At 69.8% G+C, this 14250-nt stretch carries 12 protein-coding genes and 3 pseudogenes; 10 read left to right on the forward strand and 5 right to left on the reverse strand.

Annotated elements, in window-relative coordinates; all coding sequences use genetic code 11:
• Positions 1 to 25: 25 nt before the first annotated feature.
• The 9 genes and pseudogenes from ACHMXE_RS17180 to alkB all read left to right on the forward strand — a co-directional run bounded on the left by ACHMXE_RS17180 (position 26) and on the right by alkB (position 8709).
• Complete coding sequence (locus ACHMXE_RS17180) at positions 26 to 1096, forward strand: extracellular solute-binding protein (RefSeq protein WP_093341086.1); 1071 nt, start codon at positions 26 to 28, stop codon at positions 1094 to 1096.
• A gap of 97 nt (positions 1097 to 1193) precedes the next feature.
• Positions 1194 to 2303, forward strand: coding sequence for an FCD domain-containing protein (locus ACHMXE_RS17185; RefSeq protein ID WP_395350335.1), 1110 nt, complete (start codon positions 1194 to 1196; stop codon positions 2301 to 2303).
• A gap of 111 nt (positions 2304 to 2414) precedes the next feature.
• Positions 2415 to 4550, forward strand: a complete 2136-nt coding sequence (locus tag ACHMXE_RS17190) for a N,N-dimethylformamidase beta subunit family domain-containing protein (RefSeq protein ID WP_395350336.1) — start codon at positions 2415 to 2417, stop codon at positions 4548 to 4550.
• An 8-nt stretch (positions 4551 to 4558) separates the two neighbouring features.
• Complete coding sequence (locus ACHMXE_RS17195; RefSeq protein WP_395350338.1) at positions 4559 to 5380, forward strand: shikimate dehydrogenase family protein; 822 nt, start codon at positions 4559 to 4561, stop codon at positions 5378 to 5380.
• A gap of 145 nt (positions 5381 to 5525) precedes the next feature.
• Positions 5526 to 5648, forward strand: a pseudogene (locus ACHMXE_RS17200) (TetR/AcrR family transcriptional regulator); the annotation flags it as partial.
• Positions 5649 to 5739: 91 nt separating this feature from the next.
• Positions 5740 to 6087 (forward strand): hypothetical protein, encoded by a 348-nt coding sequence (locus tag ACHMXE_RS17205; protein ID WP_395353108.1) that lies wholly within the window; start codon positions 5740 to 5742, stop codon positions 6085 to 6087.
• Between the two features lie 118 nt (positions 6088 to 6205).
• Positions 6206 to 6946 (forward strand): SDR family oxidoreductase, encoded by a 741-nt coding sequence (locus ACHMXE_RS17210; protein WP_395350339.1) that lies wholly within the window; start codon positions 6206 to 6208, stop codon positions 6944 to 6946.
• A gap of 46 nt (positions 6947 to 6992) precedes the next feature.
• Positions 6993 to 7972 (forward strand): annotated as a pseudogene (locus tag ACHMXE_RS17215) (NAD(P)H-dependent flavin oxidoreductase).
• Positions 7973 to 8055: 83 nt separating this feature from the next.
• On the forward strand, positions 8056 to 8709 hold the full coding sequence (gene alkB, locus ACHMXE_RS17220; protein ID WP_395350340.1) for a DNA oxidative demethylase AlkB: 654 nt from the start codon (positions 8056 to 8058) through the stop codon (positions 8707 to 8709).
• A 9-nt stretch (positions 8710 to 8718) separates the two neighbouring features.
• Here alkB and ACHMXE_RS17225 read toward each other — a convergent pair whose 3' ends face one another.
• Complete coding sequence (locus tag ACHMXE_RS17225; RefSeq protein WP_395350341.1) at positions 8719 to 9516, reverse strand: 2-keto-4-pentenoate hydratase; 798 nt, start codon at positions 9514 to 9516, stop codon at positions 8719 to 8721.
• A gap of 115 nt (positions 9517 to 9631) precedes the next feature.
• Here ACHMXE_RS17225 and ACHMXE_RS17230 point away from each other — a divergent pair, with 115 nt between their 5' ends.
• Positions 9632 to 10153 carry a hypothetical protein gene (locus ACHMXE_RS17230; RefSeq protein ID WP_281080884.1) on the forward strand — a complete coding sequence of 174 codons (522 nt, stop codon included), beginning with the start codon at positions 9632 to 9634 and terminating at the stop codon, positions 10151 to 10153.
• A 10-nt stretch (positions 10154 to 10163) separates the two neighbouring features.
• On the opposite strand, the gene ureG is transcribed toward ACHMXE_RS17230, so the two are convergent.
• The 4 genes and pseudogenes from ureG to ureC all read right to left on the reverse strand — a co-directional run bounded on the left by ureG (position 10164) and on the right by ureC (position 14249).
• Positions 10164 to 10814, reverse strand: a complete 651-nt coding sequence (ureG, locus tag ACHMXE_RS17235; RefSeq protein ID WP_093341072.1) for an urease accessory protein UreG — start codon at positions 10812 to 10814, stop codon at positions 10164 to 10166.
• A gap of 23 nt (positions 10815 to 10837) precedes the next feature.
• Positions 10838 to 11517 (reverse strand): annotated as a pseudogene (locus tag ACHMXE_RS17240) (urease accessory protein UreF).
• A 330-nt stretch (positions 11518 to 11847) separates the two neighbouring features.
• Positions 11848 to 12429: an urease accessory protein UreE gene (gene ureE / locus ACHMXE_RS17245; protein ID WP_093341069.1), complete on the reverse strand. Its 582-nt coding sequence runs from the start codon at positions 12427 to 12429 to the stop codon at positions 11848 to 11850.
• A 101-nt stretch (positions 12430 to 12530) separates the two neighbouring features.
• Positions 12531 to 14249: an urease subunit alpha gene (ureC, locus tag ACHMXE_RS17250; protein WP_395350342.1), complete on the reverse strand. Its 1719-nt coding sequence runs from the start codon at positions 14247 to 14249 to the stop codon at positions 12531 to 12533.
• Position 14250: the final 1 nt, after the last annotated feature.

Here is a 14250-nt window from a genome sequence, read left to right on the forward strand (position 1 = left end):
GGTCCTCACTCACAAGGAGTTCGCGATGATGAAATGTCTGGCTCGAAGCAAGGGTGCCGCCCTCGCGCTGCTCGCCTGCGCGGCGTTCACCGGCGCCTCGGCGCAGGGGCTCGAGAAGGAGCTTGTGATCGCCACCACCGGCGGCCTGATGGAGAAGACGCTGGTGCAGTACTTCTACACCCCGTTCTCCAAGGCCAAGGGCGTGGAGGTGGTGCCCGCCGCCATCGAGGTGCCCGACCAGTGGGCCAAGGTGCAGGCCATGTCGCGCAGCGGTGGCATGGAGTTCGACATCGTGACCGCCACCCCGCCCGACCTGGTGCAGAAGAAGGAACTGCTGCAGGCCATCGACTGCAGCAAGCTGCCCAACGTCACCGCCAACGGCGTGAAGGGCGCCTGCACCACCTACGGCGTGATGCGCACCGTGGGCGGCATGCAGATCGGCTACAGCACCGAGGCCTTCAAGGGCGCCAACGTGCCCAAGACCTGGGCCGACTTCTGGGACACGGCCAAGTTCCCCGGCCCGCGCGGCCTGCCCGACACCGGCGACCGCGAATGGTGGGTGCCGGTGGCGGCGCTGCTGGCCGACGGCGTCGCGCCCGACAAGCTGTTCCCGCTCGACCTCGACCGCGCCTACAAGAAGCTCGACAAGCTGCGTCCCAACGTGGCCGTCTGGTGGAAGAGCGGCGACCAGCTGCAGCAGATCATGCGCAACAAGGAAGTGGTCATGAGCATGGGCTACTCGGGCCGCCTGATCTCGCTGATGAACGCCAAGGTGCCGATCGCCGTGTCGTGGGACGGCGCCGTGCGCGACGTCGGCTACATGTCGATCCCCAAGGGCGCGCCGCACCCGAAGGCGGCCATGGCCTATCTGGACTTCTTCTATGCCTCGGCGCCCGAGCAGCACGTGAACTTCGTCAATGCCGTCAACTACGACACCGGCAACGGCAAGACCGCGAGCCTGTTCCCGCCCGAGCGCCGCGCCATGCTCGCGACCTCGGCCGAGAACTTCGACAAGCTGATCGTGGCCGACTACGAGTGGATCGGCAACAACCGCCAGATGCTGCGCGACCGCTGGATCGCCTGGCTGGGACGCTGATCCCGATCGCGTGCGTGCCGCTCGCGGGGCCACGGCAGGGCCACAATACGCCGCCGCGCGATTCCCGGCACACACGCAATCAAGGAGAGAGAAGCTCATGGCAACCCCGGTCATCAACGTGGTCGAACGCACCAATCTGGCGAGCCAGATCTACGAGCACCTGCGCGAGCAGCTGATGTCGGCCACCTTCCAGCCGGGCCAGCGCCTGAAGATCCGCGAGCTGGCCAAGACCATGGGCACCAGCGAGACGCCGGTGCGCGAAGCCCTGATCCAGCTCGTGCGCGACCGCGCGCTCGAGATGAAGGAGGGCTACTTCATCCGCGTGCGCCAGCTCTCGCTGGCCGAGTACCTCGAGCTGCGCGACATCCGGCTCGCGCTCGAGCCGCTGGCGGCCGAGCGTGCCGTGCCCCTGCTCGACAACGCCACCATCAAGCAGCTCACCGAGAGCCACCGGCTGCTGGTGCGCGCGGAGAAGACCAAGGATTACCGCGCCGCGCTGCAGCACAACTTCGATTTCCACTTCGGCATCTACCGCCACTCGGGCATGCCGCAGCTCACCGAGCTGCTGGACCGCATCTGGGTGCAGGTGGGGCCGATGATGAACTTCCTCTATCCCCACGGCCACCCGACCTACGACACCGAGCACCAGCACGTGAACGTGCTGCGCGGGCTGCAGCAGCGCGACACCGCGATGGTGCGCCACGCCATCGAGCAGGACCTGATCGAGGGCGGCCGCGACTTCGTGCGCGTGCTCGGGAGATCGACGCCAATCCCGCGCGCGCCGAAGAACTGCTCGCGCTGCGCAACCAGCCGCCACCGACCGGCAGAAAGCCTCCCACCCCATGATGGACCACACCAGCGACCCGAACGCGGCGCGCTACGTACTCGACCCCCAACGCACCGACCTCGCGCGCGAATTCCGCGGCTGCATCCGCGGACCGCACAGCGAGGAACTGAAGAAGCTCCTGCATCGCATGCGCTGGGGCGCCTTCCCCGGCCGCTATCTGCTGGTGATGGTCGAGCCGGGCCGCCGCTGGGCGCTGGCGCAGATGCCCGACGAGCGGGGCCAGAAGGTCAAGGTGTTCCACGACGTGGTGTTCGAGTCGCTCGACGACGCCGAGTGGCATGTGTTCGGCCTGCGCTGGAAGGCGCTGACCGGCACCGAGCTGAAGCTGGATTGAAGAAGCACACCGCGAGACGACCATGAGCGCCCCCATCGACACCAATGCCTTCGTCGGCTACCCCGACACCCTCAGCGTGCGCGCCGGCGAACGCATCCGATTCCGATCTCAGCAGCGAAGCCAGGCAGCAGGCCGACGTGAAGTTCGTGCGCGTGCGCTGCGCCGACGCCGACGCCACCGGGCCCGGCATCAAGTACCGCGAGCTCGCATCGCCGATCGACGGCGTGCATGCGGTCGCGTTCCACGAGGCGCCCTGCGGCTCCTTCATGTCGGTGCCCGCCGATGCGCGCTTCGCGCCCGAGGGTGCGTTCTCGTTCGGCTGCTACGTCTGGCCGACGCGGCTGCTGGCCACGCCGCAGACCGTGCTCGCGCGCTGGTGCGAGGACAGCGGCCGCGGCTGGGCGCTGCAGGTGTCGCGCGAGGGCTTGCACTTGCGCGTGGGCGGTGCCGATGGCGCGATCGAGCTGAAGACCGATGCGCCGCTCGAACAGCGCCGCTGGTACTGGGTGCAGGGCGCGCTCGATGCGACGACCGGCGAGATGGTGCTGTCGCAATGCCGGCTGGCCGATGGCGCGCTGCCCGAGCAGCGCCGCGAGGCCCGCGCGACCAAGTCCGGCGGCTGGCGCCTCGATTCGCAGGGCCCGTTGACCGTGGCCGCGCATGCGCTGTCGGCCACCGGCGACCGCTGCGGCGCGCACTACGACGGCAAGATCGAGGCACCGCGCATCGCCGAGGGCCTGCTGGGCGTGGACGCGCTGCGCCGCTGCGACGACCTCGCGCGCCCGGGCCTGGCCGATGCCGCGCTGATCGCCTGCTGGGACTTCTCGCACGGCATCGACACGCTCGAGGTGCTCGACCGCTCGCCCAACCGCCTCGACGGCCGGCTGCACCAGCTGCCCTGCCGCGGCATGACCGGCGTGCACTGGACCGGCGACGTGCACGACTGGCGGCTGGCGCCGCGCGAGTACGGCGCGATCCATTTCCACAGCGACGACATCTACGACTGCGGCTGGCCCGCGACGCTCGAGCTCGACGTGCCGGCCGACTGGAAGTCGGGCTTCCATGCGCTGCGCCTGCGGCCCGTGGACGGCAGCGCGGCCGAGACCTTCATCACCTTCTTCGTGACGCCCGCGGCCGATGCGAAGCGCGCGCCGCTCGCGGTGCTGGCCGCGAGCATGACCTACATGGCCTACGCCAACAGCGCGCTGCGGCTGCATGCGGTGCACTTCGAGGTGCTGACCGAGCGCCTGCTGATGCTGACCGGCGACGACATCTACCTGCAGGAACATCCCGAGGTCGGCCAGTCGACCTACGACCACCACATCGACGGCAGTGGCCGCGCCTACAGCTCGTGGCTGCGCCCGGTGCTCAACATGCGGCCGCGCTCGCAGCCCGGCAACCTCGCGATCGACAGCCACTTCCTCGACTGGCTCGAGGAGAAGGGCATCGACTACGACGTGGTGACCGACGTCGAGCTCGACCGCCAGGGCGCGGGCGCGCTCGCGGGCTACCGCGTGCTGGCGACGCTGTCGCATCCCGAGTACTACAGCGAGGCGATGATGAACGGCATCATGGCCTTCCAGAATGCGGGCGGGCGCCACCTCGCGCTCGGCGCCAACGGCTTCTACTGGCGCTGCGCCTTCCATCCGAAGGCACCGGCCGCGGTCGAGGTGCGGCGCGGCATGGCCGGCACGCGGACCTGGGAATCGCAGCCCGGCGAGGTGCACCTGGCCGGCACCGGCGAGCCCGGCGCGCTGTGGCGCCACAGCGGCTTCGCGCCGCAGAAGCTGATCGGCGTGGGCTTCTCGGCCATGGTCTACGACCACGCGGGCTACTACCTGCTGACGCCCGATGCGGCCGACGCGCGCGTGGCCTTCGCGGTCGAGGGCATCGCGCAGGGCGAGCGCATCGGCGACTACGGCGTGCGCATCGGCGGCGCGGTCGGCATCGAGATCGACCGCTTCGACGTCGGCCTCGGTTCGCCGCCGCATGCGGTGATGCTCGCGACCTCGCACGGCCTGGGCCCGGGCGCGCTGCCCACGCCCGAGGAGTACCGCACCACGGTGCACGGCCTCGACGGCGAGCAGAACGCGCTGGTGCGCGCCGACATGGTGTTCTTCGAGACCGCCAGGGGCGGCGCGGTGTTCTCCACCGGCTCGATCTCCTACGTGCTCTCGCTGAGCCACAACGGCTACGACAACAACGTGAGCCGCATCACCGGCAACGTGCTGCGGCGCTTCCTCGATCCGGCCCCGTTCGAGCTGCCCGCCTGAGCCTCGCCATGACCGAGATGCGCATCACCGGCCGCACCGGCATCATGCTGATGCTGGCCGATCCCGTGGCCCACGTGGTGGGCTCGCTGCGGCTCAACGACCGCTTCGCGGCCGAGGGCCTCGACATCGCGGTGTCGCCGCTGCACGTGGCGCCCGCCGACCTCGCGACCGTGATCGACGCGCTGCGCCGCATGCGCAACGTGCTCGGCTTCGGCGTGACCATCCCGCACAAGATCGCGGTGCTGCCGCTGCTCGACGCGACCACGCCACGCGCGGCGCGCATCGGCGCGGTCAACTTCGTGCGGCGCGACGCCGAGGGCCGGCTCACGGGCGACAACCTCGACGGCCGCGGCTTCGTCGACGGGCTCGCGGTCCAGGGCATCGCGCTGCGCGGGCGCCGCGTGCTGCAGCTCGGCGCGGGCGGCGCGGGGCGCGCGGTGGCCTTCGGCATCGCCGAGGCGGGCGCGCGCGAACTGGTGATCCACAACCGCACGAACGAGCGGGCCGAGGCGCTGGCGGCCGACGTGGCCGCCGCGTACCCGGACTGCAGCGCGCGCGCGGGCACGAACGATCCGAGCGGCTTCGACCTCGTGGTCAACACCACCTCGATGGGCATGCACGAGGGCGATGCATTGCCGCTCGACGTGGCGCACCTGGCGCACCTGGCGGCCGGCACCGACGTGGCCGAGATCATCATGACGCCCGCGATCACGCCGCTGCTGGCCGCGGCGCAAGCGCGCGGCTGCCGCATCTCGCTGGGCACCTCGATGCTCGATGCGCAGTACGTGCTGGTGAAGGAATTGCTCGGGATCGGTGCGCCGGCGGCCTGAAAGAGGCTTCCGCAGCGGGCGCGGGCCTTGCAAGGGACCCGGGAAAACGAGCAGCGATCGATGGCCAGTCGTCAGGATGGCTGAACGATCGTATGTTATTTTTCCCTTCGTCCTGTCCACCGGAATCCCGCGCCGAGGAACCGCCATGCGCTACGCCCCCAACCACAAGGAAGAGACCCGCGAGAAGCTGCTCGAGAGCAGCCGAGCGATCGCCAAGAAGGGGGGCTTCAGCAGCACCGGCGTCGATGCGCTGATGTCGGCCATCGGCCTCACGGGCGGCGCCTTCTACAGCCACTTCGGCTCCAAGGGCGAACTGTTCGCGGCGCTGATCGAGCGCGAGATGGAGAACAGCGCCGCAGATGCTCGCGGGCACGCCCGACTCGCCGCCCGACCATGTGGCGCGCTGCCTCAAGAGCTACCTCAGCAGCGCCCATGCCCTGCACCCCGAGACCGGCTGCGCGCTGCCCGCGCTGGGCGCCGAGATCGCGCGCTCCGACCCGGCCGTGCGCGCGGCGGTCGAGCGCGGCCTGAAGAAACTGCACAAGGCCTGGAGCCAGCGCCTCGAGGGCGACGACGACGCGGCCTGGGCCGTGATGGCGCAGTGCGTGGGCGCGCTGCTGATGGCGCGCGTGGTCGAGAACGACCGCACGCGCCAGGACATCCTGAACTCGACCCGTCGCGACATCGAGCGCAACCACCTGGACTGAACCGCGCCGGCCGCATGCGCCGCATGCACCGCCGGAATGCTGTCGCGCGCTCGATTGACAGCCCGATGCCTCTCCTTTACCGTGCTTTGGTCCACGAGCGTTCAATCAAGGAGACGACATGAGCCAGGGCAATGCGGGCGCCGGTGTGGCGCTGATCATCGGCGCGGGCGATTCCACCGGTGGGGCGATCGCCAGGCGCTTCGCGGCCGGCGGCTACACCGCCTGCGTGACGCGGCGCGACGCGCAGAAGCTGCAGCCGCTGGTCGAGAGCATCGAGGCGGCCGGCGGCAAGGCCGTGGCCTTCGGCTCCGATGCGCGCAAGGAGGAGGAGGTGATCGCGCTGTTCGATCGGGTCGAGCGCGAGGTCGGGCCGGTCGAGGTGCTGGTGTTCAACATCGGCGCCAACGTGCCCTCGAGCATCCTCGAGGAGACCGCGCGCAAGTACTTCAAGATCTGGGAAATGGCCTGCTTCGGCGGCTTCCTCAACGGCCGTGAAGCTGCCAAACGCATGGTGGAGCGCGGCCGCGGCACGATCATCTTCACGGGCGCCACCGCGGCCCTGCGCGGCGCCGCCAACTTCGCGGCATTCGCGGGCGCCAAGCATGCGCTGCGCGCGCTGGCCCAGAGCATGGCGCGCGAGCTGGGGCCGCGCAACATCCACGTGGCGCACGTGGTGGTCGACGGCGCGATCGACACCGAGTTCATCCGCACCAGCTTCCCCGAGCGCTACGCGCTGAAGGCGGAGGACGGCATCCTGAACCCCGAGCACATCGCCGAGAACTACTGGCACCTGCACACGCAGCCGCGCGATGCCTGGACCTTCGAGCTCGACCTGCGTCCGTACATGGAACGCTGGTGAGCGAAAGCGCCGCGTTCCCCGTCCTCTTCCTCCACCCTCATCGACCATGAAAACACGCATCACCGAACTCTTCGGCATTCGCCATCCGATCATTCAGGCGGCATGCACTACGTGGGCTTCGCGGAACTCGCGGCCGCGGTGTCGAATGCCGGCGGCCTCGGCATCATCACCGGCCTCACGCAGAAGACGCCCGAGCTGCTGGCGCGCGAGATCGCGCGCTGCCGCGAGATGACCGACCAGCCGATCGGCGTGAACCTCACCTTCCTGCCGACCTTCTCCAAGCCGCCCTATCCCGAGTACATCGCCGCGCTCATCGAGGGCGGCGTGCGCATCGTCGAGACCGCGGGTCGCAGCCCCGAGGAGCACATGCCGGCGCTCAAGGCGGCCGGCGTGAAGGTGATCCACAAGTGCACCTCGGTGCGCCATGCACTGAAGGCCGAGCGCATCGGCTGCGACGCGGTCAGCGTCGACGGCTTCGAGTGCGGCGGCCATCCGGGCGAGGACGACGTGCCCAACATGATCCTGCTGCCGCGCGCGGCCGACGAGCTGCGCATTCCCTTCGTCGCCTCGGGCGGCATGGCCGACGGCCGCAGCCTCGTGGCCGCGCTCGCGCTCGGCGCCGAGGGCATGAACATGGGCACGCGCTTCATCGCCACGCAGGAGGCGCCGGTGCACGAAAACGTGAAGCGCGCGATCGTCGCCGCCAGCGAGCTCGACACGCGGCTGGTGATGCGCGGCCTGCGCAACACCGAGCGCGTGCTCAACAACAAGGGCGTGGAGGAACTGCTGGCGATCGAGCGCGCGAAGGGCGCGGACCTTCAGATCTCGGACATCCACGACCAGGTGGCGGGCATCTATCCGCGCGTGATGATCGAGGGCGACGTGGACGCGGGCGCCTTCAGCTGCGGCATGGTGGCGGGCCTGATCCACGACGTGCCGACCGTGCAGGAGCTGGTCGACCGCATCATGGCCGAAGCCCGTGGGCTGATCGCGGCGCGGCTCGCGGGCATGCTCGAGACGGCCTGAGAACCACCGCGGCGGCACCGGATGTCCGGAACCGGCCGGACCCGGTACGCCGGCTTGCGGTATTTTCGAGGGCCGTATCCGCCATGACCCTCGAGCTCTTCCCCGCCACCGACGAACCGTTTCGCGCACCCGAGCCATTGGGCCCGGGCGCCTGCGTGCTGCGCGGCTTCGCGCTGCCGTTCGCGAGCGAGTTGCTGGCCGCGCTGCCGCGCATCGAGGGCGTGTCGCCGTTCCGGCACCTGGTCACGCCCGGCGGCTACACCATGTCGGTGGCGATGACGAACTGCGGGCCGCTGGGCTGGGTCAGCGACCGCAGCGGCTACCGCTACGACGCGATCGATCCGCTGTCGCAGAAGCCCTGGCCCGCGATGCCCGCCGCGTTCGCGCGGCTCGCGCGCGAGGCGGCCGAGACGGCGGGCTTCGCGGGCTTCGCGCCCGATGCCTGCCTGGTCAACCGCTACGAGCCCGGCACCCGGCTCTCGCTGCACCAGGACCGCGACGAACGCGACCATGGCGCGCCGATCGTCTCGGTGTCGCTGGGCATGCCGGCGGTGTTCCAGTTCGGCGGGCTCGCGCGCGGCGACGCGGTCGAGCGCGTGCCGCTCGCGCATGGCGACGTGGTGGTGTGGGGCGGTCCCGACCGGCTGCGCTTCCATGGCGTGCTGCCGCTCAAGGACAAGCCGCATCCGCTGCTGGGCAGCGTGCGCATCAACCTGACCTTCCGCAAGGCCGGCTGAGCCGCGCGCTCAGCGCAACGTGACTTCGAGGCCGTCGAAGGGCGCGTCGAATTCGCTGCGCCAGACCTGGCCGGGCTCGATCGGCCAGGCGTCGGTCCAGGTGCCGGTGGTGACCACCTCGCCAGGCCGCAGCGCGGGCGCGCCGGGACAGGCCTGCAGCTCGTGCAGGAAGTGCAAGAGCGCATGCAGCGGGCCGTCGAGCACGTTGGCGCCCGTGCCTTCCTCGACCTGCGTGCCGTCGCGCGACAGCCGCAGGCGGGTGCGCGCGAGCAGCGCATCGAGCGCCGCGCCGTCGCTCGCGAAGTCGCGCGGCGGCCGCTGCCGTCCGACCAGCAGGCGCGCATGCAGCGCGCCATCGGCCACGGTGTCGGCGGCGCCGAACTTCCAGCCTTCGCAGTGCGACTGCACGATCTCGAAGCCCGGCGCGATCCATTCGACGCAGGCGAACAGCTGCTCGAGCGTGGCGCCCTGGGGCGGCGTGGCGGCGATGCCGAACACGACCTCGGGTTCGATGCGCGGCTGCACCGTGCCCGCGAGGTCGACGCTGCCTCGGCCGTCGCACAGCGTCAGCGTGGTGTGCCACACCGGGCCCCAGATGGGCGCGAAAACGCCATAGCGTTGCCAGATGGTGCGGTTGGTGAAGCCGACCTTGTAGCCCACGGGCCGTTCGCCGCGCGCGAGCCGCAGGGCGCGCAGCGCGAGCGCGTCGGCATAGGCGGCGGGCAGGCCGGCGGCAGTGCGGTCGGGGCGATCGGCGGGCCACAGCGCGGCCCGGTCGTAGTGGTCGAGCACGTCTTGAGGGGTCATCGGCCCAGTCTACAAAGGGCGAATGGGTCGGGTATCGGCAGTTACACGGTGCCGTCGCGAACTCGGGGCGATACTGCGGGTCACAGGCCGCTGTCGCCCGTTTCGTCGTTGCCCGATGTCCATTCCTTCCTTCTCTTCACCCGTAGCGCGCCTGCTCGGCGCCGGTGCCCTCTGTCTTGCAAGCCTCGCCGCCCAGGCGCAAGCGCTGCCGCCCGGCGTGCGGCTCGGCATGTCCGCCGACGAGCTGCGCGCCGCGCTGCCTTCGGCCGAGCGCGTAGCGCGGCCGCAGCGGCTCGCGGGCGGCCTGCTGGGCAGCTGGCATGGCGCGCCCCAGGCCCTGGCGGGGCTGGTGTTCGAGCCGACCTTCTTCTTCGCCGATTCGCAGCTGCGGCGCGTGGAGTACGCGGCCTCGGCGCAAGGCCTGCCCGATGGCGGCGGCGCGGCCTTCGCCGAGTTGCTGCAGTGGGGCCGCGGTGCCTTCGGTGCCGAGCTCGCGGCCAACGATCCGGGCAGCGCCTATGCGGCCTGGAGCAGCGGCGAGATGGACGTCTACGTGCAGCGCGTGGGCGATCCGCGCCGCGCGAGCGTGCGGCTGGTCTACAAGCAGCGCCAGCTGCGCGACGGCAGCGAGCTGTGAAGCGACGGCCTCAGGCCGTCTTGAGCATCCCGCGCTCCTCGATGAAGCGCACGACCTCGGCCACGCCGGTCAGGGTCTTGAGGTTGGTCATCACGTAGGGCTTCTGGCGGCGCATGCGCTGCGTGTCCTGTTCCATCACGTCGAGGTTGGCGCCCACGTAGGGCGCGAGGTCGGTCTTGTTGATGACGAACAGGTCGCTCTTGGTGATGCCGGGGCCGCCCTTGCGCGGGATCTTCTCGCCCGCGGCCACGTCGATGACGTAGATCGTGAGGTCCGAGAGCTCGGGGCTGAAGGTGGCCGCGAGGTTGTCGCCGCCCGATTCGACGAACACCACGTCGGCATCGGGAAAGTCCTCGAGCATGCGGTCGATGGCCTCGAGGTTGATCGAGGCATCCTCGCGGATCGCGGTGTGCGGGCAGCCGCCGGTCTCCACGCCCATGATGCGTTCGGCCGGCAGCGCGCCGGCCACGGTCAGCAGGCGCTGGTCTTCCTTGGTGTAGATGTCGTTGGTGATCGCGACCAGGTCATAGCTGTCGCGCATCGACTTGCAGAGCATCTCCAGCAGCGTGGTCTTGCCCGAGCCGACGGGGCCGCCGATGCCCACGCGCAGCGGCGGCAGCTTCTTGGTGCGGTTGGGGATGTGGTGCAGGGCGGAGGTCATGGTGGGTGCGTGAAGAAAAGAATCTAGCTGCGGAAGAGCCGCGAATACTGGGTTTCGTGCCGCGCCGACAGCACGGCCAGGAGCGGTGCGAAGGCCTGCCGATCGTCGTCCGACAGCTGCATCGCATGGTTCACGGCCGCGGGAATCTCCTGCGCGAGCCGCCCGAGGATGCGCTGTCCCGCGCTCTGCCCCAGCGGCACGGCCTTGACCGCGGCCGCAACCATGTCTCGGCCCAGCCGAAGGCAAAGGCCAGGCAGCCGTCGTGCACCGAAGCACCCGAGCGGTGGGCCGCGAACGCGAAGGCCACGGGATAGCTCGCGGGCAGGCCGGCGAAGACCTCGGCCGTGTCGGCATGGTGCAGCTTGAGCCATTCGACGAAGGAGCGGCCCATCTGTTCGGTCTGCAGGAAGAACTCGGCCGATTCGCGCGTCTGCAGCACCCAGTCGTTGAGCGTGCGGATGCGCTGTTTGTCGTCGGCGCGCCAGGCGGCGATGGCCTGCGCGACCAGCGCGAGGTCGCCGCGCGTGAAGCTCAGGTGCAACTGGTCGGACAGCCATTCGGCCGCGCTGGCCTCGGTGTCGACGCCGGCCCATTCGACGGCGGCCTCGACACCTTCGGAGTACGAGAAGCCGCCGACCGGGAGGGCGGGGGAGGCGAGCCAGATGAGCTGGAGGAGGCTTTGGGGCTGTGGTGTGTCAGCCATGTCGGCTCACGTCCGAAGGGTGGCGCATCGGTTGTTCTGGTCCGGGGCGCGTGCACAGGACAGCGGGTACTTCCCTCCGCGAATGTCCCCCGCCTTCGGCTCCTCCTTTATTTCGCTGCGGGAAGCACCCACTGCCCTGTGCACGAGAAGCGCAGCGGTGGTGCCGGTCGATCAAGCACGGCGCGTCTGGCGCACGTCGATGGGGTACTCCCCGCAGCGAAATAAAGGAGGAGCCCGAAGGGCGGGGGACATTCGCGGAGGGGAGTACCCCGTCGGCGTGCGCCCGCCCACCGAAACAAACGGCCTCGAACAGAGAACCCAGCCCCCATCTCAGTGAGAGTGGTCGTGACCATCGAGCAGTTCCGGCGCCAACACCAGCGGCTTCGGCCCCGAAGAGTGCGCATGACCATGCGAGTGATCATGGTCATGGCTATGCCCACCCCCATGCGAATGCTCGTGCGACCCATAGGCCCCGCCCTCGGGTTCGAAGGCCTCCTCGACCGCCACCACGATCAGGTGCATCGACCGCAGCATGTCGGCCAGCACATGGTCGGGCTCGATCTTCAGGTGGTCGGGCTTGAGCTCGATCGGCACATGACGGTTGCCCAGGTGGTAGGCCGCGCGCGTCAGGTCGAAGGGCGTGCCGTGGGCCGTGCAGTGCGTGATGCGCAACACCGGCTGCGGCGCCGCGATCACGCGCACCAGCGAACCATCTTCCGCCACCAGCACGTCGCCGCCGCGCACGGCCGTGCCGCGCGGCAGGAACACGCCGATCTGCCGGCCCTGCGAATCGGTGGCGTCGAAACGGCTTTTCTGGCGCACGTCCCAGTCGAGTTCGATGGTGGCGGCGCGCTTGAGCAGCACGGGCGCGAGGCCGCGGCCCTGGGGCATGAGTTTGTTGGCGGTGAGCATGGTGCGGTGGGACGCGTGGCGCGTCTGAAGACAGGAACGATGCTTTCAAGGATACGCAGCCTGTCAAGCCGGCGTGCCGCGCCGGACTTTCGGGCTCCGTCTCAGAACAGGAAGTAGCGCTGCGCCATCGGCAGCAGCTTCGCCGGTTCGCAGGTCAGCAACTGCCCGTCCGCGCGCACCGCGTAGGTCTGCGCATCGATCTCCATTTTCGGCGCGTAGCCGTTGTGGATCAGGTCCTTCTTGCGCACGTTGCGGATGTTCTTCACCGCCGCCAGGTTCTTCGCCAGCCCGTAGCGCTCCTTGATGCCCGCGGCCAGCCCGGCCTGCGAGACGAAGGTCAGCGACCCCTTCGCGAGCGAGCCGCCATAGGCGCCGAACATCGGGCGGTAGTGCACCGGCTGCGGTGTCGGAATCGAGGCGTTGGGGTCGCCCATCGCCGCCATCGCGATGCTGCCGCCCTTGATGATGGTGAAGGGCTTCACGCCGAAGAAGGCCGGCTTCCACACCACGATGTCCGCCCACTTGCCGACCTCGATCGAACCCACCTCGTGCGCGATGCCGTGCGCGATCGCGGGGTTGATCGTGTACTTGGCCACGTAGCGCTTGGCGCGGAAGTTGTCGTTGCGCGCGCTGTCCTCGGGCAGCGTGCCGCGCTGCAGCTTCATCTTGTGCGCGGTCTGCCAGCAGCGCAGCACCACCTCGCCCACGCGGCCCATGGCCTGGCTGTCGGAGCTGAACATGCTGATCGCGCCGAGGTCGTGCAGCACGTCCTCGGCGGCGATGGTTTCCTTGCGGATGCGCGACTCGGCGAAGGCCAGGTCTTCGGCGATGCCGGCGTCGAGGTGGTGGCACACCATCAGCATGTCGACGTGTTCGTCGAGCGTGTTCACCGTGTAGGGCATGGTGGGATTGGTCGACGAAGGCAGGAAGTTCGCCTCGCCCACCACGCGCAGGATGTCGGGCGCATGGCCGCCGCCCGCGCCCTCGGTGTGGAAGGCGCAGATCGCGCGGCCGCCCACGGCCGCGATCGTGTTCTCGACGAAGCCCGATTCGTTGAGCGTGTCGCTGTGGATCGCCACCTGCGTGTCGGTGGCATCGGCCACGTCGAGGCAGTTGCTGATCGCCGAGGGCGTGGTGCCCCAGTCCTCGTGCAGCTTGAGGCCGATCACGCCGGCCTCGATCTGCTCGTGCAGCGCCCCGGGCAGGCTCGCGTTGCCCTTGCCGAGGAAGCCGAGGTTCATCGGGAACGCGTCGGCCGCCTGCAGCATGCGCTCGATGTGCCAGGGCCCGGGCGTGGAGGTGGTCGCGAAGGTGCCGGTGGCGGGGCCGGTGCCGCCGCCCAGCATGGTCGTCACGCCCGAGGCCAGCGCCTCCTCGATCTGCTGCGGGCAGATGAAGTGGATGTGGCTGTCGATGCCGCCCGCCGTGACGATGTTGCCCTCGCAGCTGATGATCTCGGTGCCCGGGCCGATCACGATATCGACACCCGGTTGCACGTCGGGATTGCCGGCCTTGCCGATGGCGGCGATGCGGCCGTCCTTCAGGCCGATGTCGGCCTTGACGATGCCCCAGTGGTCGAGGATGAGCGCGTTGGTGAGGACGGTGTCGACCGCGCCCTGCGCGCGCGCGCGCTGCGACTGCGCCATGCCGTCGCGGATCGTCTTGCCGCCGCCGAACTTGACCTCCTCGCCGTAGCCGCCGGCGCGCAGCGTGTAGTCGGCCTCGACCTCGATCAGCAGCTCGGTGTCGGCCAGCCGCACGCGGTCGCCCACGGTGGGGCCGAAGATTTCCGCGTAGGCGCGTCGCCCGATGGTGGCCATG

It is taken from the genome of Variovorax sp. UC122_21 (assembly GCF_044056785.1).
Lineage (GTDB): Bacteria > Pseudomonadota > Gammaproteobacteria > Burkholderiales > Burkholderiaceae_C > Variovorax.